This is a genomic window from Pseudoalteromonas sp. GW168-MNA-CIBAN-0100 (assembly GCF_040309225.1).
GTDB classification, from domain to species: Bacteria; Pseudomonadota; Gammaproteobacteria; order Enterobacterales; family Alteromonadaceae; genus Pseudoalteromonas; species Pseudoalteromonas arctica.
The window spans coordinates 1-18,552 of the sequence record NZ_JBEOOL010000021.1 but is presented as its reverse complement, the minus strand read 5'-3'; the positions used below and the strand labels follow the sequence as shown (position 1 = coordinate 18,552).

The following is an 18,552-nucleotide window of genomic DNA, read 5'->3' as shown; positions in this document are numbered from 1 at the left end:
TCACACACATTTTCATGGAGAGAGCAATGCACACACACACTATTGCGGTAAAAGAAGTAGAACAAATAAATCACTTACCGTTATCGCAAAGCTACTTTAAAGGTATACAAAGCACACCTTTAACAAATTCGACTATCGGGGAGTACTTTGACTTTATTGTCGACAAAAACCCAGAGGCGTTAGCTGTTGTAGTTCATCACCAGGGTATTCGCTTAACGTATAAAGAATTTCAAAAAGAAGTTAATCAACTTGCTATGGGCTTACTGGCCCTTGGTGTAAAACCAGGAGAGCGCGTTGGTATTTGGTCTCCTAATAATATTGAGTGGTGCTTAACCCAATTTGCAACAGCCAAAATTGGCGCAATAATGGTGTGTATTAACCCTGCATATCGCCCTAACGAATTACAATACGCTTTAAATAGTGTTGAATGCTCTACTCTAATCACAGCATCAAACTTCAAAGGCAGTGATTATTTAGAAATGCTCAATGGTTTGGCTCCAGAACTTGCAACTTGCGATAAAGACACACTTAATTTAAAAGCACTGCCCACTCTTAAAAATATAATCCGCATTGGCGATGAAGCATCTCCTGGTATGTACTCTTTTAATGATGTTATTAACTTGCCAACATCGGCACATGAGCTTGAATTAAAAGCAATAGGTGCAAACTTAAATGCTGAGCAAGACATCAATATACAATTTACATCAGGCACAACAGGCAACCCAAAAGGCGCAACGCTCACTCATAAAAACATTTTAAATAATGCGCTATTCGTCGCCGAATCTATGCACTTTACGAGCGATGACAAGTTATGTATCCCTATCCCGTTATATCATTGCTTTGCAATGGTATTGGGTAGCTTATTGTGTGTTAGTAAAGGTGCAGCAGCCATTTACCCAGGTGATTCGTTCGATGCAAAAACCACACTAGATGTAGTTCAACAAGAAGGATGTACAGCGCTGCACGGTGTACCTACTATGTTTATTAGTGAGCTTGAGCTAAGTAATTTCAACGATTATGACTTAAGTACGTTACGCACGGGTGTAATGGCAGGCTCTACATGCCCAGAGCAAGTAATGCGCAAAGTACAAACACAAATGAACATGCATCAAGTACTGATTGCTTACGGGCAAACGGAGTGCAGCCCCATAAACAACATTACCGAAACAGACTCTTCAATAGAGCGGCAAGTAACGACGGTTGGCCGCGCACTTGCCCATACTGAGGTTAAAATAATTGACGAACTGGGTAACATTCAAAAAATTGGTCAACCTGGCGAAGTGTGTAGTAAAGGTGCAGGCATAATGCGCTGCTATTGGAATGACGATGCTAAAACAAAAGCCACAATAGATGAAAGTGGTTGGCTACACTCTGGCGATTTAGGTGTCATGGATACAGAAGGGTTTGTCACGATTGTTGGGCGTATAAAAGATATGATTATTCGCGGCGGCGAAAACATTTACCCTCGAGAAATAGAAGAAGTACTTTACACCTACCCGGGCATTCAAGATGCTGCCATATTTGGTATAACAGATGAAAGGTATGGCGAAGAAGTATGCGCTTGGATCCAACCAAAAGAAGATGCTGTACTTGATGAGCAAGCAATTCGTGAGTTTTTAAAAGACAAACTAGCCTACTTTAAAATGCCACGACATATCCGTTTTGTAGAAAACTATCCAATGACAGTAACAGGTAAACTGCAAAAATTTAAAATGCGTGAGCAAATGCAAGAAGAGCTAAGCGACAAAGCCTTCTCCTAATTTTTCTCTACAAAAAATCTGAACTCTGAATAATAAATCTACCTCAAGTAACGATTAAAAAGCACAGCCAATTGGCTGTGCTTTTTGTATACTAAATTTATTATAAATCTAACATTCTCTTTTTTAAACGTTCTAAATCAATCGCACTCGAGCGCACTGTTAATTTAATGTGGCTGTATTCATATTCTTCTTTAACAACACTCATACTCGATCGGATTTCGCCCACGATACCTTTGGCTGTGTACGGTATAACAATCTCTTCTTCAATCATGTCCTCTTGAGCAATGCCAATAATGTATTTGTGCAACTTACTAATATCATCTGGATTACGCGTAGAGGTCATCATCGCATCAGGAAATTCATCCATTAGCGACTGCTGCAGCTCAGTACTTAATTGGTCTGACTTATTCAGTACTAATAATTTTTTGCTGCCTTCCACCCCAACTTCTGCCAGTACTTTATGTACTACTTCAAGTTGTGAACGAAAAGAAGGATCTGAAGCATCTACAACATACAACAATAACGATGCATCATGTGCCTCAGCGAGCGTTGAATGAAATGAAGCAACCAAATCATGAGGTAATTTTTTAATAAAACCAACCGTATCTGAAACCAATATACGTGGCTGCGTAATCGGATACAGCGCGCGAACAGTCGTATCTAGCGTTGCAAAGAGTTTGTTTTCGCCTTCTACATCACTACCTGTAATTGCGCGCATCATTGATGACTTGCCCGCATTGGTATAACCAATTAAAGCCACTGAGAATAGCTCAGAGCGCTGCGTACGTCTGTCCATCATTACATCTTGAACACTAACAAGCTCACGCTTTAATTCAGCTAATTGATCGCGCACCTTACGGCGATTTAGCTCAAGTGTGGTTTCACCCGCACCTTTACCCATTTGGCGTTCTTTATCACCTGTTGATGTTTCACGAAGCCGTGGCGCTACATAATTAAGGCGAGCAATTTCAACTTGTAATTTTGCTGTTTTAGTACGCGCATGACGGCTAAATATTTCAATGATAATACCGGTGCGATCAAATACTTCTACACCCAGCTGGTTCTCAACATTACGTAGTTGAGAAGGCGTTAAATCACAGTCAAATACCACTACATCAGCACATGCAAAATCAAGTTCGTCTGATGGAATTTCTGAGGATATTTCGGTTAAAGGGTCTTCATCAAGTAAATCATCTTCTTGCTCGTTTTCAACCATCCCTTTATTGCCGGTAAGGTGTGCTATTTCAGCTAGTTTTCCTGAGCCCAGTACATTAACTTTTTGGGTAGAACTTTGCTTTTGCGATTGTGTACCTACTACTTTAAAGCCTAACGTAGTTACCAAACGAGCAAGCTCTGCAAGCGACTCTGTTGCTTCGTCACCTTTAAATTGTGGTGTACTAATAGAAATAAGTAACGCATTAGGAAGTGATGGTTTTGCAGTTAGTTGCATAATTTTTTGTCTTAATGCACCTAAAGTGCAAACCTAATTTTCATTCGAAAGTAACTTGATCCTACGCTGTTATAGCCCAGCTTTATAGGGTTATAGTTCACTAATAGCGTTAATATTTAAAACTAACCATAATATACTCAATTTTATGGCTAGTTTTAAAATCACATTATATTAAAGCCTTATTTTTCAGCTTTAATATTAAACGACGCCCTGCTCAATCATTGCATCTGCAACGCGCCTAAAGCCTGCAATGTTAGCGCCTAATAAAAGGTTTCCAGGCTCACCAAATTCTGTAGCGGTATCGTTAGCGGTAACAAATATATTTTTCATAATTTGTTTTAGCTTTTCGTCAACTTCTTCAAAGGTCCAACTTTGCATACTCGCATTTTGTGCCATTTCTAATTGGCTTGTCGCAACGCCGCCGGCATTGGCCGCTTTACCTGGTCCATACGCAATTTTTGCAGCAATAAAGCAATCTATAGCCTCTTTTGTTGAAGGCATGTTTGCGCCTTCACTTACTAATAAACAACCGCCGGATAATAATGCGTTAGCGTCTGCCTGTGTTAATTCATTTTGTGTGGCGCACGGAAAAGCAGCGGCAGCATTAAAGCGCCAAACAGCGTGCCCATCTTTAGGGTAGTCATTTACAGGAATATAAATAGCATCGGGGTGAGTTTGTTTATATGCGCTCAAGCAATCACGCGATTGCTCTTTCAAACATTTAATAAGATTTAAATCTATACCCGATTCATGATACACAGTGCCACGAGAGTCGCTGCAACTTACTGGTGTTGCCCCCATTTGATAAAGCTTTTCCATAGCATAAATAGCAACATTACCTGCGCCCGAGACCAAGCAGCGCTTACCTTGTAGGCTATCGCCGCGCGCTTGCAGCATGTAGTCAGCAAAATAAACAGCGCCGTATCCCGTGGCTTCTTTTCGTACAAGCGATCCACCCCACAATAAGCTTTTACCTGTTAAAACACCTTCATAGCGCCCAGTCAAACGCTTATATTGACCAAACAAGTAACCTATTTCTCTTGCCCCTACTCCAATGTCTCCAGCGGGTACGTCGGTTGTAGGGCCAATATGGCGATAGAGCTCGCTCATAAATGATTGGCAAAAACGCATTATTTCAGCATCTGAGCGCCCTTTTGGATCAAAGTTTGCCCCGCCTTTACCACCACCGATTGGTAAACCTGTTAAAGCATTTTTAAATATTTGCTCAAACCCTAAAAATTTAATTATGCTGGCATTTACACTTGGGTGAAAACGTAAGCCACCTTTATAGGGGCCAAGTGCAGAGTTGAACTCAATTCTGTAGCCTTTATTTACCTGAATATTGCCTTCGTCATCAACCCAGGGAACTCTAAACATAATTTGGCGTTCAGGCTCAACTAAGCGTTGTATAATGGCATTTTTTTTGTATTTTTCTGAGTTTTCTAAGATAGGTTCGAGTGATTCAAGTACTTCTTCAACGGCTTGATAAAACTCGCATTGTGCAGGACTACTATTTTTTAATTGTGCGATTGTGCTATGGATATAATTCATAATTATTCTTCCGTGTTAATAATAAAAGTATTTATCAGATGTTAAAGTAAACGTGATCAAGTTTATGATTCATGCTTTAAAGTCTTAATTTAATATAATTAACTATTACCTTAGCATGAAAAATTGAGATATTTAACGCGTGCTGCGTGAATTATTTTTGATTGGAAGTTTGATTTTTATGTATTAAAGATGAATTTAAATTCACAGATTTAAAATTAGAACAGTGCCAAGCGAGTTTTTATATTTTCAAAAGGGAATTTTAGAAGTATTAGGTTAGGTATGGGTTTGTTTAAAAATATAACAATTAATGGGTTTTATACTGCATTGCGCTCGCAAAAAACCCACTAACTAAAAGCTAATTAGCTAAAACCAGTTACTCAGCAGACTCTTCTGGACGGTGCTGCTTTTGTACGCCGGTTAAAAACAAACGTAATATTTGATCGTTACAAACACGGTAATGTTTGTTATCTACTTTACGAGAAAATGCGCTTAACTCATGTTTACTTAAATCAAAATCAACAAGTGCAAGTGTTTCTATAACATCTTCTGCTTTCATGTTTAAAGCAATACGTAGCTTCATAAAGATAATATTGTTGTTTAGCTTTTTCTCAGGCTCTGGTTGCTCACCTTCGCGTTTGCCACGTTGGGTATTAATAAACCCATTTAAAAAGCTAGCAAACTCAGTATCACTTATTGGGGTAAAAGCCTCTTCACCTTCTTTAGTTAACCATGCAATTACTTGCTCTTTGGTGACCGTATGCTCTGCTGATGCAAAAACATTGACCATAGCAGTATCAGTTAAGTTAAAAGTGTAGCGAATGCGGCGTAAAATATCGTTATTAGTCAAAGTAAATCCCAAAGTGAGGTATAGCAACCAAGCAGTTATTGCTTAATTTTAAATAAGCACCTAGTTTAACAGGTTTACTAATACCACCCTATTAATTTTTATCTGAGCTTCTTATACCTAGTTACCAAGCACCTTGGCAGGATCTACGCGTGTTGCTTGCCATGCAGGATAAATAGTGGCAAGTATCGCAAGCACAAATGTAACAATCACTGTAATACCAATATCTTCAAGTACTAATTTACTTGGTAAAAACTCTATAAAATAAACGCCCTCAAGTGGATTGGCTCCAAATAATTGGCTTATCCACGTAAAAAGCTCACTTATATTAAGCGCTAATACCACACCAATTAGTGTTCCTAGTGCCACGCCTACAAATGCTTGCATTAAGCCTTGCATTACAAAGGTGGCTAAAATAGTACTGTCTTTCGCGCCCATGGTTTTTAAAATTGCGATATTGCCTTGTTTTTCGCGTACTTCCATTACCAAGGAGGACACAATATTAAAACTGGCTACCGCTATAATTAAAAACACCACAATATAAACAATGGTACGTACCATTTGAATATCTTGATAAAGGCTGCCTTGGGTTCTAAACCAACTTGAAACATACACGTAGTCGTCAATAGTTTGGCCCACTTTTAGCGCTATTTGGTGCGCCGAAAACACATCATCAACACTTAACCGCAGCCCTGTTACTTGAGTTTCATCGTAACCCAATGTTTGCTGCGCTTTATTAAGATGTATAAACGCAGCTGTACTATCAATGGGGCCGCCCATTTCTATAACACCTGCAAGGTTAAGTGTTACGCGTTTAGGCGCTAATAATGACTGACCTTTTTGGCCTATTTGCGGAATAAGTAACGTAATGTTGTCGCCTACTTTTGCATCTAACTGTTTTACTATTTGCTTACCTAAAATTACATCGTCAAGGCCTAACTGGCTCACTAACTTACCACTGGTAAACTGATTTACCGCCGATACATTACTCTCGAGCGATGGCTCAACACCTCGAATTTCTATCGCTTTTAGCTGGCTTTTATATTGCGCCATCCCATTCACTGCAATAAATGGCGCAGCCCCTGTTACATGCGGTTGTGTTTGTAAATCCTCAACTTTTTGCGACCAATTCGCGATGGGTCTACTTGGTGCTACATATTCAACCTGTGGCACAACACTTAGCAATCTATGTACTAGTTGCTGCTCAAAACCATTAATTACCGACAGCGCCACAATTAAAACCGCGACACCTAATAAAATACCAATAGTCGACGCTTTAGCGATAAAACTAACAAAGCCGTTTTTTTCATCTTTGTGGCCTGAATAGGCTCTAAAACGTTTACTTAAAAATGCACTAAGCAACATGCTGCGACTCTTTAATAGCTAGTTTTCCATCGTCTAAATAAGCTATTTTGCCTAGCTTATCGGCAAGTTCTAAATCGTGTGTAACTACCACAAAACTCGTGTTTAAGCTTTGGTTAAGCTCATTAATTAAATCGTAAATTTTAATCGCATTTTGTTTATCTAAATTACCGGTTGGTTCATCAGCAAGCACAAGCGCAGGTTTAGTAACCAGTGCGCGGGCAATAGCCACTCGCTGGCGCTCTCCACCAGAAAGCGCAGATGGTTTATGCGAGCTGCGATGTGCAAGGCCGACTTTTTCGAGCATATCGAGCGCTTGAGCTTTGGCTTCTTTTGCACTCAAGCCTTTAATTAATAATGGCATAGCCACGTTTTCAACTGCGCTAAACTCCATTAATAAGTGATGAAATTGATAGATAAAGCCCAAATTTTGGTTTCTAAATGCGGCTTGCTCTGTTCGCGAAAGTTTTGCAACTTCTTGGTTTTTAATTTTAGCGCTACCTGAGCTTGCGGTATCTAATGTGCCAAGTATGTGTAAAAGCGTACTTTTACCAGAGCCAGAACTCCCGACAATAGCGAGCATTTCACCTTGCTGAAGCGCTAAATCAACGCCTTTTAATACTTCAACTTGGTTGCTGCCGTCTTGATAAACCTTACTTAAATTTTCACAACTAATCACTAAATCATTCATAACGTAATACCTCTGCTGGTTTTACTTTTGCGGCTTTACGCGCAGGATATAAGGTAGCTAAAAAGCTCATAGCAATACTGGCAAACGCTATTATTACTAAACTCAAAATATCAAATTTTACCGGAAGCTCTATACCCGCCAGTAAGTTTAAGCCCACTAATGCAAGTAGCTCATTTATATATAAACTAAATATTACACCTAAAAATGCGCCTATTGCGGTACCAATTACGCCGTTATATAAGCCTTGCACCATAAACACTTTTTGCACTTGCGAAGGTGTTAAACCTAACGTTTGTAGTATGGCTACTTCACCTTGTTTTTCGCTTACCATCATGGTTAATGCCGATACAATATTAAATACAGCCACCAATACAATGAGGGCAAGCAACATAGACATAATGCGCTTTTCCATAGCAACGGCTGCAAATAGAGTACCTTGGGTACTGCGCCAATCACTGTAATTGTGATCTTTTAAAATACGTTGGCTTGCTTCAATAAATTCATCTAGTTCGAAAGGTTCGTGCAATGAAACACTTAAATTTGGGGCGGTGTTTTTATCCAGCTTTAACACCCGTTGTAGTGAAGCGCCACTCGTAAACGCAAGTGCCATATCTATCTCAGATCCGGTTTCGTATATTGCGGCAACTTTAAATAAACGCTGGCTGGGTACTCGCCCAAGTGGTGTATACGTTGAAGCATTAGGCATAATAACGCGAAGCTTATCACCCACGCTAACGCCTAATTTACGACTCAAATAACGGCTTATAGCAATGTTGTAATTTTTGTTTAATACAGTTTTCCAATCGCCTTGCACTATTTTATCGGTAATTTTATACAAAGAACCACTATCGTTATAAAGGCCTTGTAGTAAAACGCCGTGCAAGTCTTTATTCGTTTGCAAAATAGCTTCGCCGTGGCGATATAAGCTTACATGATCAACATAAGGAGATTGTTCGAGGTCGGTTTTTAGGGTGTTCATTTGGGTGGCAGTGTGTTTACCTGCGCTAACTTCAACATGCGGAATAAGTCCAAGCATATTGGTTTTTAGGCTATTTTCAAACCCGTTCATTACACTGCTTACCGTAAATAATGCCATTAAACCAATAGCGATACCGGCAATAGAAAAAAACGAAATAAACGATATAAACGCATTTCCTTTAGATGAGCGACTGTATCTAAGCCCTATAAATAAGCTAACCGGTTGAAACATATTATTTTTAACACTTATCGTAAAAGTATTGAGCAATAGTAGCACGAAAAAAGTGCCTTTGGGTATGGCGTAAAATGTAAGAAATAATTTAAAAATCTGATACTTGGCTATATTTACAGCAATATGTATTTAACCATTAATTCGCGGTTAAGTTTTAAGCCCTTTAACTAAATAATCGAGCAATACCCGTACATTAGTGGCCACAAACTGCCTTGGCGGATACACGCCCCATACTCCTTCTTGCTGTGGTTGATAGGGCGTTAAAATAGGCACTAATTGCCCTGAGTTAATTTCGTTTTCTATGTAGTAGTCTGGGAGTTGTACAATACCGAGCCCCTTTTTTGCGCCATCCACCAGCGCCCAACCACTATTACACTGTAACCGCCCCGCTATTTTAATGTGTTTATCGCGCCCATTTTCGTTTACGCGCCAGTAGCTGCTATTACCAATTAAACATTCATGGCTGTTTAGCTCGCCTAAAGTATGCGGCTCACCAAATCGCGTTAAATACTGTGGTGCCGCGCACATAATAAAACGCCGCGCACTTAACCTACGCGCTTTTAAGCTCGAATCTTTTAAGTGCCCTAGCCTTATGGCTAAATCAAATCCGCCCTCTAATAAGTTTTCTTGCTCGTTACTTAGTGTGGCAACAACTTCGACCTCGGGATGATCCTTCATAAAATTATGCACTATAGGCATAATGAACGTTTCCCCATACATAACAGGGGCTGTGAGCTTAATTTTACCCTTTGGTGTAGTTTGGTGCGTGGCAAGACCTTGAGTTGCCTCGTCCATAGCGTGTTGTAAGTGCTTTATTTGATGTAAGTACACTTCGCCTTCTTTGGTTAAAACCACTTTACGGGTTGTACGGGTTAAAAGCTGGGTATTTAAACGTTGCTCAAGCGCTGTAACATGGCGGCTAATATGCGCAACCGAAAGTCCAAGCGTTTTTGCAGCCGCAGTAAAGCTGCCCTCCTCCCCAACAGCTATAAACTCATCTATTCCATTCCAACGCGCCATTATTACCATACTGTAAAAGTGTTTTAATAAAATTGAGATTATCATTATTTGAGAAACAAATACAATAAGCACATCACCCAAGCAAATTGGGTCTACAATTATTTTTTAATAGCCAGTTAAAGGAAATAAAACACATGTCTGAATTTATTAAATCAAAAGCTGCCATTGCTTGGGGTCCTAATCAACCACTTAGTGTTGAAGAAGTTGATGTGATGATGCCTAAAAAAGGCGAAGTCATGGTAAAAATTACCGCTACAGGTGTGTGTCATACCGATGCATTTACATTATCAGGCCAAGATCCTGAAGGCATATTTCCTGCTATTTTAGGTCACGAAGGCGCTGGTGTTGTCTATGCTGTTGGCGAAGGCGTAACGAGTGTTGAAGTTGGGGATCATGTTATTCCTTTATACACTGCAGAATGTGGCGTATGTAAAATGTGTACTTCAGGTAAAACTAACCTGTGTTCAGCCGTGCGCGAAACACAAGGTAAAGGCCTAATGCCAGACGGCACTACACGATTTTTTAAAGACGGCCAACCAATTTATCACTACATGGGTACATCAACGTTCTCTGAGTACACTGTATTGCCAGAAATCTCACTCGCTAAAGTAAATAAAGAAGCATCACTAGAAGAGATTTGCTTACTAGGCTGTGGTGTAACAACAGGCATGGGCGCAGTTACCAACACTGCTAAAGTAAAGCCTGGCGACACTGTTGCTATATTCGGCTTAGGCGGTATTGGTTTGTCTGCGATTATTGGCGCAAAAATGGCCGGTGCTGGTCGTATTATTGGTGTTGATATAAACACCACTAAATTCGATTTAGCTACAAAACTAGGTGCAACTGATTTAATTAACCCAAAAGATTTCGACAAGCCAATTCAAGAGGTTATTGTTGAAATGACAGACGGCGGCGTTGACTACTCGTTTGAATGTATCGGTAATGTTGACGTTATGCGCTCAGCACTTGAGTGTTGCCATAAAGGTTGGGGAGAATCGGTAATTATTGGTGTGGCGGGTGCAGGCCAAGAAATATCAACCCGTCCGTTTCAACTGGTAACTGGGCGTGTATGGCGTGGTAGCGCATTTGGTGGTGTTAAGGGCCGTTCACAACTTCCTGAAATTGTTGAGCGTTACATGGCGGGTGAATTTGCTCTTAGCGACTTTATTACTCATACAATGGGCCTTGAAGATATTAATGAAGCGTTTGACTTAATGCACGAAGGCAAAAGTATTCGTACAGTCATTCATTACTAATAAACTGCATTCGTAAAATAGCTTATTAATAAGCCGTAATACTTTTAAGTTTACGGCTTTTAAGGATTAAGTATGTTAGAAAATATCTCAAGTGTAAAAGTGTCTGGCGGTTGGCATAAACAATATACTCACAGCTCGCAAAGTACACATAGCACTATGCGCTTTGCCGTATTTTTACCACCTGGCGCAAGTGAGACAAACAAAGTACCGGTACTTTATTGGCTATCAGGTTTAACCTGTACAGACGAAAATTTTATGCAAAAAGCCGGCGCATTTAAAAAAGCAGCTGAGCTGGGTATTGCTATTGTAGCGCCTGACACTAGCCCGCGCGGCGAAAACGTCCCCAATGAAGACAGCTACGACTTTGCACAAGGCGCAGGCTTTTACGTAAATGCCACGCAAGCTCCTTACAACACTCATTTTAATATGTACGATTATGTTGTTAGTGAATTACCAGCACTTATTGAACAACATTTTCCGATTACAAGCACAAAAGCAATTAGTGGTCACTCTATGGGCGGGCACGGTGCATTAATGGTTGCACTTAAAAACCCGACTTCGTTTGTAAGTGCCTCGGCTTTTAGCCCTATTGTAAATCCGATTGAATGCCCTTGGGGTGTAAAAGCATTTACTGGTTATTTAGGAAATGACAAAGCGCTTTGGGCACAATATGATAGCTGCGAGTTGATGAAAAACGCAGAGCAAGCTCATTACTTACCTATGTTAGTGAGTCAAGGTGATGCTGATGGCTTTTTACAAGAGCAACTTAAGCCAGAAAACTTAGTCGCTATTGCTGATAAAAAAGGCTACCCACTTACACTTGAAATGCAAGCAGGCTACGATCATAGCTACTTTTTTATAAGCAGCTTTATTGACCAACACTTATTATTTCATCATCAGTTTTTAACTGCATAGGCTCATTAGTGTGTAGGGATGACTTTTCTAACTCTACACACTCTTTCAATACTTTACTCACTTGCCTGCATACTTGTACCGTATTGTTATTGCCCTTACCTTTAATAAATTCAACTATAGCCATATCGGCTTCAACACCGAGTTTAGTAAAGCTAAAGCCCTCTTTATCTTTTACAACAGGCCCCACATTTACTGGGCCAGGTTGAGAGCGCGCTGCCCCATCTAAAATTATACCCGCAGCAGCGCAACCAATTAATACATTTGAAAATAGAATAATCAAAAAAGTACGCATTATTAACCCCACCAATATAATTACCTAAATTATATACAACTTTAAAAATAGCATTGTAAATAAATGTAAGCCTTAGTGCTTAAATTCACGTATGAACTCTTTAATAAAACCAATTAATTGCAATATAAATATAATTAAAAAAGGAAGCGCTCCAATAATAGCAACGCTTCTGTTTAATGGTTCATTGTTTTGTACTAACAAAACAAAAGCGCATAAACCTAGTGCAAACGACCAAGCATACAAGCTCCATGTTTGAACTTCACTTGCACCACTTAATTGGCGAATAACCAAAACAGCAGAGTCTGCTGATGTGGCTACAAAAATGAGTAGAAGCAATAAACTTGACCAAATTAATAGACCGCCTTGCCAGCCTAATTGCTCGAAAAATACAAACAGCCCTTGCGTATAATCGACTTTAATAGCCTCTAAAATGCCTGCATTGTGAGTTTGATCCCACGCAATTGCAGAGCCCGAAAACACACTAAACCATATGATAGTCACAAAGGTTGGTACAAATACGACACCTAAAATGTATTGCCAAACCGGCCGTCCTTGGCTAATTTTTGCCAAAAACACACCAACAAACGGGCCCCAAGCTAACCACCAAAAATAGTAATTGTATGTCCAACCTGTTGCCCGTGCGGGGTCATTAAGTACGCTTTCAAACTGCCATGTACCTGTGGTTATGAGCTGAATGTAATCCCATGTACCGCCTATTGCTATATCTATAATTGGCTTTATAGGCACAAAAATTAATAGCCATGCTATAAGTGCAAATGCTAAAAACACATTAAACTTACTAAGAGTTTGAATTCCTTTTTTAAGCCCCAACTTTGCAGAAATGGTATAAAGCAGCGCAATTAAAAAAATTATAATAAACCCCGAAAATAAAGCCGATTCAACCCCTAGCTCAAGCTCGAGCCCTTTACGCAGTAATAAAGTTGAATTAGCAATTGTGCCCACGACACCAAAGAATATTGCAAGTATGGCAATTAATTTAATGCTAAAGCTCAGCTGTAACTGCCAAGCCCGATTAATAACGCCTTTAGTTGCACTGATCACAGGAGCACTAATATCGCCCGCTTTACCACTATTGCGAGTAAGCCCACCTAATAACAAGCCAAATACTGCATAGAGCGCCCATGCATGCGCGCCCCAATTAACTAAGGTAAGCGCCAAACCACTTGTTTGGTGGTTGGGATACAAGCTTTGCTTTAAAGGCGAGTTAACCGTGTGTAGTGCAGGCTCTGCTACTCCCCAAAATATAAGTCCTGAGCCCATCCCTGCTGCAAACAGCATAGAAAGCCAACCAAAGGTACTAAACTCAACAAGTGCTTGCGCTCCTCCTATTTTTCGTTGCCCTAATGGGCTTATAGCAATAGCTATCACAGAAAAAAGTAACAAGTTTACCAATATAAAAAATGGCGACCCTAAATAACCTAAAATTTTATTAATAGCGGGTTGTAAGTGCTCTGTGAGTAATTCAGGAAATAAAAAAGCAATAACAGATAACCCAACGCAAAATAGTAAGGCTGTTTTTTCAAGCTTAGTGGGGGTGCTTAATGTTTTATTTAAAGGCAAGAGATTCACATAGGTGTCTTTTAGTCTGGATAAAAGAATACGGGGCTTTAAAACTCAGATCAAATTAACTATTGCGTAAAATAGTAATAAAAACATGTAAAAGTTTCCTCAATAATTCTTGTTAAATATAGGTATTAACAATAACTCATTGATTAATAGTTATTTATGCCATGGCTTGCTGTTTGCTTATTATTAACAAAGTTAACCAGCACAGGCTCAATAATGGAAATTGATTTACAGTGGAATGAAATCATCGATAACTTAATACACTTAGGTATTGCATACCTACTTGCACTGCCCATGGCTTACGACAGAGAGCGTAGTAATGATGGCGCAGGTCTTCGTACCTTTCCTCTTGTTGCTGTTGCATCGTGTGGGTATGCATTAATTGCTATGTCGGTTTTAGATGGCGCAGAAGCTCAATCAAAAATGTTGCAAGGCATCATTACTGGCATTGGTTTTATTGGCGGTGGCGCAATTTTGAAAAATAACAAATCAACCTCCGGCACAGCAACCGCTGCAAGTATTTGGAATATGGGCTTAATTGGTATAGCTGTAGCCTACAGCCGCTACGAAATAGCAATTTTACTTGCCATTATTAATTTTATAACGCTTAGGTATGTAAAAAAGTTTAAGTAACAGTTTTTTTAATAAGTATTGCAGCAAAATTCCAATGCATTATTTGAATAGCCAAAACTTATTAATGCAATAACTCCCCATAATTTATATGTGGGGAGTTACAATTTTTATAAAAAGCTTTCACCGCTTTGCTTAAGTGTAATTGTTTGTGCTTGAGCGCTTTTTATTAATAATCCACAACGCAAATCATTTTTCGAAATAACAATTTTATCAATTGTATTAGTGTCATAGTCAACGACTTTGTTTTCGCATCTAAGTTGCACTTTGCTCAGTGGTAATTCTGATTCTAATTTAACTTCAGACTTCGACATCATAGGCATTACAGCTTGTTCTGAAGCTAAACTAAATTGTTGCTTAATATCTCCCGAGTTTTTATAAATATCGTTCACTTGAGTTAACAACTGTTCCCTGTTTTGCTCTGTAAAGGTTATGGATTCAATATTGCCTAGTGCATCTATTGCATCATAAGCACGTACATAATCTTGTTTTGATATAAACCACTGTAAAGCGTTTTTAATCACACGTTTTTGAATTTGATCTGGTAGATTATCTCTAAATAAAAACGCTTCGTAGATATGCTGATCAAAGCTCTTCCAATCTTGCACAAAATAACTGTGCTGGCTTTTAAGCCATGCAAGCAAAACAATCTCAACCGTATTTTTTGTATGTTCATTTTCTAATTCATCGATACGGCTTTTAGCTTCATCGTATTTCTTTTCGTCGATTAATTTACTAGCTTGCTCATAATCATTAAAAAAGCCGCGAGACGCTTTATCGTTTGAAAAATTAATATGCAAATTTTGCGAACTTACAGTAATGGTTTTTGCTACAGGTATAGTCTCACCATTTAATTTTGCACTTTTGTAGTTGAGCTTAGACACGTAATCCATTACTTCTCTTTGGTACTTTTTTTGCCCAACCGTAGCTACAATTTCTATATCACTAACCTGCCCGCTTTTATCAACCACGTAACTGCTCAAATTAATCCCCTCTAACCTCGAAGCGCGCGAAGAAGTATTAGTGAGCTGATCGTAGTTTTTATTAATCACTTCTGCAGGAACAAAGTCATCTGCAAAAACAGAGAGTTGAGTAAAAGTACAAGTTAAAGAAAGCGCTAATATGAGTTTTTTCATCAGTTTTATCCATCCTAGATAGTGTTTATATAATAGAAACAAACGATCAACATAAAAGCAAGTATAAATACAAAAAATTAGTTTATTTAATGAGCTTCACTTAGAAAAAACTTAATAGATAAATATATTTGAGGCATTAAAAAAGGCGCTTAAAAAGCGCCTTGCTAACAAGTATGTGTGCTTAAAACATATCTTGATAGGAATTTGTTGTGCTAAACGTAATTGCTTTTTCAAAGCCAGGCAACTGAATACTTTGCTCGTCTATTACAATATCGTTGTCATCAATAAGTCCGTCGCCAAAGCGATAAATAAGCTCATACTGGCCTAAATCAGCTTGAGTTTGATATGTTTGTTGCGCGGCTTTAACTGCCACGTTTTTCTGTATGTAACTACTCATAACTTCATTGCCATGGCGCTTAGCGAGCATTTGTATTGTTACTTTTGGTGAAAGTAAGGTTGCTGTTGCATTATTACCGCCAAAGCCTTTTGAATTTATAAAAGCAATATCCATTTCACTGCATTCGTAATGGCTATTACGAATATCAAGATGATCGGTGTAAACATCATCAGCCACTTTATCAATTGTGGTAATACCCGGCATAATATTATGGCTAAATACACCTAGAGCTATCGCTAATTGGTCGCCACTTGCAGGAGCTATAGTATGACCAACATAGGCTTTTGGCGCTGTCACTTTCCAATTATCAATAGCGAACGTTTGTGCCACTTTGTGATATATCAGCGACTCTGTTACGCGGTTTAACGGTGTACTTGAGCCATGCGCTAAAATAAAGCTACGTTCTTGCAAGGCTTCTTTGCCTAAAAGGCTCGTTGCTAAAGCAGCCGATTTAGCCATGGTAATATAGTTACCAGGGCCAGGTGACGTGATTGATTTTTTTATGCCATCTGCATTTACAAATACATCTGGTACGCAGCCCATAATGTCAGCGCCTAGTTCAAGGGCTAAGGCATCGTCCATTAAAATAGCAACTTGTGCGCCTTCACCTAATGTAAAGCCGCAGTTGTCGCCAAATGGTCGGCTACTTTTGCGATAATCTGGTTCTTCATCACTTGATAAGTTATCTAAACGGCGCAAACCTTCGACATTTGCAAGTGCGCTCATGTTACCAAAGCCTTCAATCACTTCTGGTGTAATAGCACACTCAACACTTGCGACAACCGCAACGCGTGTACGCCCTGCCTGTATGTCGTTAACCGCTGCACGTAAGTTGTATAAAAACGTAGCACAGGCCCCCGAGGTCGAAAACGTAGTCCCTACATTGCCCGTAACATACGCGTTAATAAAGTCGGTCGACATTGTATTTAAACCCAGTGCTAACTGCTTAGTACTAACACGGTCGCCTTGTTGGCGCGCCTTTACTAAACCGCCTAGGCCTTTGTCGTCCATTTGGCCAATTACCGACGCTGAATAGGTACCAATTTTATCTGGCTCTACGCTATTCATAATATGCTGCCAATCAAGCCCTGTTGATTTAATAGCATCGGTAGCTGCAAAAATAGTAGCTTGCAAACCACGAGGCTGATAGCGGCTGTTATACATAACAGACGGATCAAACCCAGTCGGAAATTGCCCTGCAGATTTAATCGGGTTATCACGTGTTGAGTCATGCTTAACATTTAAGTCGGCTGCAATAGTTACTTTTACTTTTTTGCCTTCAAGTTCTTCAACTTGCCAGCTAGCTGGAACAGGTGTAGGTAAGTCGCGAGCGCGCGTTTCAAACACAATTGCGTTATCGCTTGATGCGTTTAGCGTCATTTTTTGCTGCCACGGTGTGGCATCGGCATCAAAGTGTTCTTTTTCAATTTTACGAATAAGCGTACCAGCAATAATTTGCTCACCAAAGCGTGCTTCTATGTCGCTTTGCTCAACATTATTACCTTGTGTATCTTGTAATTGGCCGTTTACAACGCTTACTAGATTCATCAGTGTGGCGAGGCCTAAAAATGTTTCACTGCGATCTTGAGCATTTAAACTATCTAACACGATACGGCGATAACCTTGATGAAAAGAAGTACGGCCAGCGGCGTTAATGCCACCCATGCCTACTATAACGGGTAATGCAGTCATAATTTACCTTTAAAAACGTGTTATTAGAAGAAGAGGCAGTTTAAATGGATTATGCACTATGCATTGTGCTTTAATAGCCAAATATTCAGCACAAAAGGCCAAAAGGCACTGGTCGGAGCATTTATATGACTGAAAAAAACACTAATCCACCACTAAATATTGCTATAGCGGTATATCCGCATTTATTAGTGACTAGTTTAACGCTGCCTATTGAGATGTTAAGGGCCGGCGAGGCCTTTGCTAAAGGCCATCTTGATAAGCAAAGCTTTAGACCGCTTGCTATAAATTTAGTGGCTAAAAATGCTGAATTTATACCCACTCGCGCAGGCCTTGCGATAATTCCTGATTGCATAACAACTAACGCCCCCTACAGTGATTTAATTATAGTGCCCGGAATTTGGCGAAACCCGCGCCCTGTAGTGCGTACAAATCAAGGCGTAGTTGATTGGCTAAGCGAGAGCTTTAGCGCAGGCAGCCATATAATTGGTGTAGGCACTGGCAACTGCTTAGTAGCTGAGGCTGGCTTACTTGATGGGCACCCTGCTACAACCCATTGGCACTACGCCAATCAATTTAGCCACGACTACCCGTTAGTGCGTTTAAAACCCGACTTTTTTATAACCCAGTCAGAACGCATGTACACCGTAGCAAGCCTTAATGCCCTTGCAGATGTGATCGTACATATTATTAGTCAGTACTATGGAAAAGCCGCCGCTCAACATGTAGAGCGAAACTTTTCGCACGAAATACGTAAACCCT

General features: G+C 39.7%; 16 protein-coding genes. 5 read left to right on the top strand and 11 right to left on the bottom strand.

Annotated features, from left to right (window positions below):
* Window positions 1–26: 26 nt before the first annotated feature.
* Window positions 27–1,760: an AMP-binding protein gene (locus AAEY62_RS13590; protein WP_290294301.1), complete on the top strand. Its 1,734-nt coding sequence runs from the start codon at window positions 27–29 to the stop codon at window positions 1,758–1,760.
* A 100-nt stretch (window positions 1,761–1,860) separates the two neighbouring features.
* Here AAEY62_RS13590 and hflX read toward each other — a convergent pair whose 3' ends face one another.
* The 7 genes from hflX to AAEY62_RS13555 form a co-directional block, all read right to left on the bottom strand.
* Window positions 1,861–3,210 (bottom strand): GTPase HflX, encoded by a 1,350-nt coding sequence (hflX, locus tag AAEY62_RS13585; RefSeq protein WP_290294302.1) that lies wholly within the window; start codon window positions 3,208–3,210, stop codon window positions 1,861–1,863.
* A gap of 198 nt (window positions 3,211–3,408) precedes the next feature.
* Entirely contained in the window at window positions 3,409–4,761 is a 1,353-nt protein-coding gene (gene gdhA, locus AAEY62_RS13580; RefSeq protein ID WP_197110839.1) for an NADP-specific glutamate dehydrogenase, read from the bottom strand.
* 373 nt (window positions 4,762–5,134) lie between these two features.
* The gene (locus AAEY62_RS13575; protein WP_197118122.1) at window positions 5,135–5,608 is read right to left on the bottom strand and encodes a YehS family protein; all 474 of its coding nucleotides are present in this window, start codon (window positions 5,606–5,608) and stop codon (window positions 5,135–5,137) included.
* A gap of 117 nt (window positions 5,609–5,725) precedes the next feature.
* Window positions 5,726–6,970, bottom strand: a complete 1,245-nt coding sequence (locus AAEY62_RS13570; RefSeq protein WP_008134012.1) for a lipoprotein-releasing ABC transporter permease subunit — start codon at window positions 6,968–6,970, stop codon at window positions 5,726–5,728.
* A complete protein-coding gene (gene lolD / locus AAEY62_RS13565; RefSeq protein ID WP_007375330.1) occupies window positions 6,960–7,658 on the bottom strand; it encodes a lipoprotein-releasing ABC transporter ATP-binding protein LolD in 699 nt (232 codons plus the stop codon). The genes AAEY62_RS13570 and lolD overlap by 11 nt, the downstream gene beginning before the upstream one ends.
* Window positions 7,651–8,868: a lipoprotein-releasing ABC transporter permease subunit gene (locus tag AAEY62_RS13560; RefSeq protein ID WP_169060183.1), complete on the bottom strand. Its 1,218-nt coding sequence runs from the start codon at window positions 8,866–8,868 to the stop codon at window positions 7,651–7,653. Before AAEY62_RS13560 ends, lolD begins: the two co-directional genes overlap by 8 nt.
* A 147-nt stretch (window positions 8,869–9,015) precedes the next feature.
* Complete coding sequence (locus AAEY62_RS13555) at window positions 9,016–9,888, bottom strand: LysR family transcriptional regulator (RefSeq protein ID WP_211185081.1); 873 nt, start codon at window positions 9,886–9,888, stop codon at window positions 9,016–9,018.
* 134 nt (window positions 9,889–10,022) lie between these two features.
* Between AAEY62_RS13555 and AAEY62_RS13550 the strand changes: the two genes are divergently transcribed.
* Both AAEY62_RS13550 and fghA read left to right on the top strand, forming a co-directional pair.
* Window positions 10,023–11,144: an S-(hydroxymethyl)glutathione dehydrogenase/class III alcohol dehydrogenase gene (locus tag AAEY62_RS13550; protein ID WP_007375333.1), complete on the top strand. Its 1,122-nt coding sequence runs from the start codon at window positions 10,023–10,025 to the stop codon at window positions 11,142–11,144.
* Window positions 11,145–11,216: 72 nt separating this feature from the next.
* Window positions 11,217–12,059 carry an S-formylglutathione hydrolase gene (gene fghA / locus AAEY62_RS13545; RefSeq protein ID WP_101164039.1) on the top strand — a complete coding sequence of 281 codons (843 nt, stop codon included), beginning with the start codon at window positions 11,217–11,219 and terminating at the stop codon, window positions 12,057–12,059.
* On the opposite strand, the gene AAEY62_RS13540 is transcribed toward fghA, so the two are convergent.
* Window positions 12,013–12,351, bottom strand: coding sequence for a hypothetical protein (locus AAEY62_RS13540; RefSeq protein ID WP_101164038.1), 339 nt, complete (start codon window positions 12,349–12,351; stop codon window positions 12,013–12,015). The two genes, fghA and AAEY62_RS13540, sit on opposite strands and share 47 nt — an antisense overlap.
* Window positions 12,352–12,423: 72 nt before the next feature.
* Window positions 12,424–13,941 carry a BCCT family transporter gene (locus tag AAEY62_RS13535; protein ID WP_350635115.1) on the bottom strand — a complete coding sequence of 506 codons (1,518 nt, stop codon included), beginning with the start codon at window positions 13,939–13,941 and terminating at the stop codon, window positions 12,424–12,426.
* 213 nt (window positions 13,942–14,154) lie between these two features.
* Between AAEY62_RS13535 and AAEY62_RS13530 the strand changes: the two genes are divergently transcribed.
* Window positions 14,155–14,571 (top strand): MgtC/SapB family protein, encoded by a 417-nt coding sequence (locus tag AAEY62_RS13530; protein ID WP_024590122.1) that lies wholly within the window; start codon window positions 14,155–14,157, stop codon window positions 14,569–14,571.
* A 107-nt stretch (window positions 14,572–14,678) separates the two neighbouring features.
* On the opposite strand, the gene AAEY62_RS13525 is transcribed toward AAEY62_RS13530, so the two are convergent.
* Together AAEY62_RS13525 and AAEY62_RS13520 are read right to left on the bottom strand one after the other, a co-directional pair.
* Complete coding sequence (locus AAEY62_RS13525; RefSeq protein ID WP_101164037.1) at window positions 14,679–15,704, bottom strand: energy transducer TonB; 1,026 nt, start codon at window positions 15,702–15,704, stop codon at window positions 14,679–14,681.
* 181 nt (window positions 15,705–15,885) lie between these two features.
* A complete protein-coding gene (locus AAEY62_RS13520; protein WP_350635113.1) occupies window positions 15,886–17,793 on the bottom strand; it encodes a beta-ketoacyl synthase in 1,908 nt (635 codons plus the stop codon).
* Window positions 17,794–17,918: 125 nt separating this feature from the next.
* Here AAEY62_RS13520 and AAEY62_RS13515 point away from each other — a divergent pair.
* Window positions 17,919–18,552 (top strand): DJ-1/PfpI family protein (locus AAEY62_RS13515; RefSeq protein ID WP_350635111.1); only part of this gene is annotated, 634 nt, incomplete at its 3' end.

Bases quoted from the DNA above. Each gene is read 5' to 3' on its own strand.
- AAEY62_RS13590 (WP_290294301.1), top strand. From the start codon at position 27: ATGCACACACACACTATTGCGGTAAAAGAAGTAGAACAAATAAATCAC.
- hflX (WP_290294302.1), bottom strand. From the start codon at position 3,210: ATGCAACTAACTGCAAAACCATCACTTCCTAATGCGTTACTTATTTCT.
- gdhA (WP_197110839.1), bottom strand. From the start codon at position 4,761: ATGAATTATATCCATAGCACAATCGCACAATTAAAAAATAGTAGTCCT.
- AAEY62_RS13570 (WP_008134012.1), bottom strand. From the start codon at position 6,970: ATGTTGCTTAGTGCATTTTTAAGTAAACGTTTTAGAGCCTATTCAGGC.
- lolD (WP_007375330.1), bottom strand. From the start codon at position 7,658: ATGAATGATTTAGTGATTAGTTGTGAAAATTTAAGTAAGGTTTATCAA.
- AAEY62_RS13560 (WP_169060183.1), bottom strand. From the start codon at position 8,868: ATGTTTCAACCGGTTAGCTTATTTATAGGGCTTAGATACAGTCGCTCA.
- AAEY62_RS13555 (WP_211185081.1), bottom strand. From the start codon at position 9,888: ATGGCGCGTTGGAATGGAATAGATGAGTTTATAGCTGTTGGGGAGGAG.
- AAEY62_RS13550 (WP_007375333.1), top strand. From the start codon at position 10,023: ATGTCTGAATTTATTAAATCAAAAGCTGCCATTGCTTGGGGTCCTAAT.
- fghA (WP_101164039.1), top strand. From the start codon at position 11,217: ATGTTAGAAAATATCTCAAGTGTAAAAGTGTCTGGCGGTTGGCATAAA.
- AAEY62_RS13540 (WP_101164038.1), bottom strand. From the start codon at position 12,351: ATGCGTACTTTTTTGATTATTCTATTTTCAAATGTATTAATTGGTTGC.
- AAEY62_RS13530 (WP_024590122.1), top strand. From the start codon at position 14,155: ATGGAAATTGATTTACAGTGGAATGAAATCATCGATAACTTAATACAC.
- AAEY62_RS13525 (WP_101164037.1), bottom strand. From the start codon at position 15,704: ATGAAAAAACTCATATTAGCGCTTTCTTTAACTTGTACTTTTACTCAA.
- AAEY62_RS13520 (WP_350635113.1), bottom strand. From the start codon at position 17,793: ATGACTGCATTACCCGTTATAGTAGGCATGGGTGGCATTAACGCCGCT.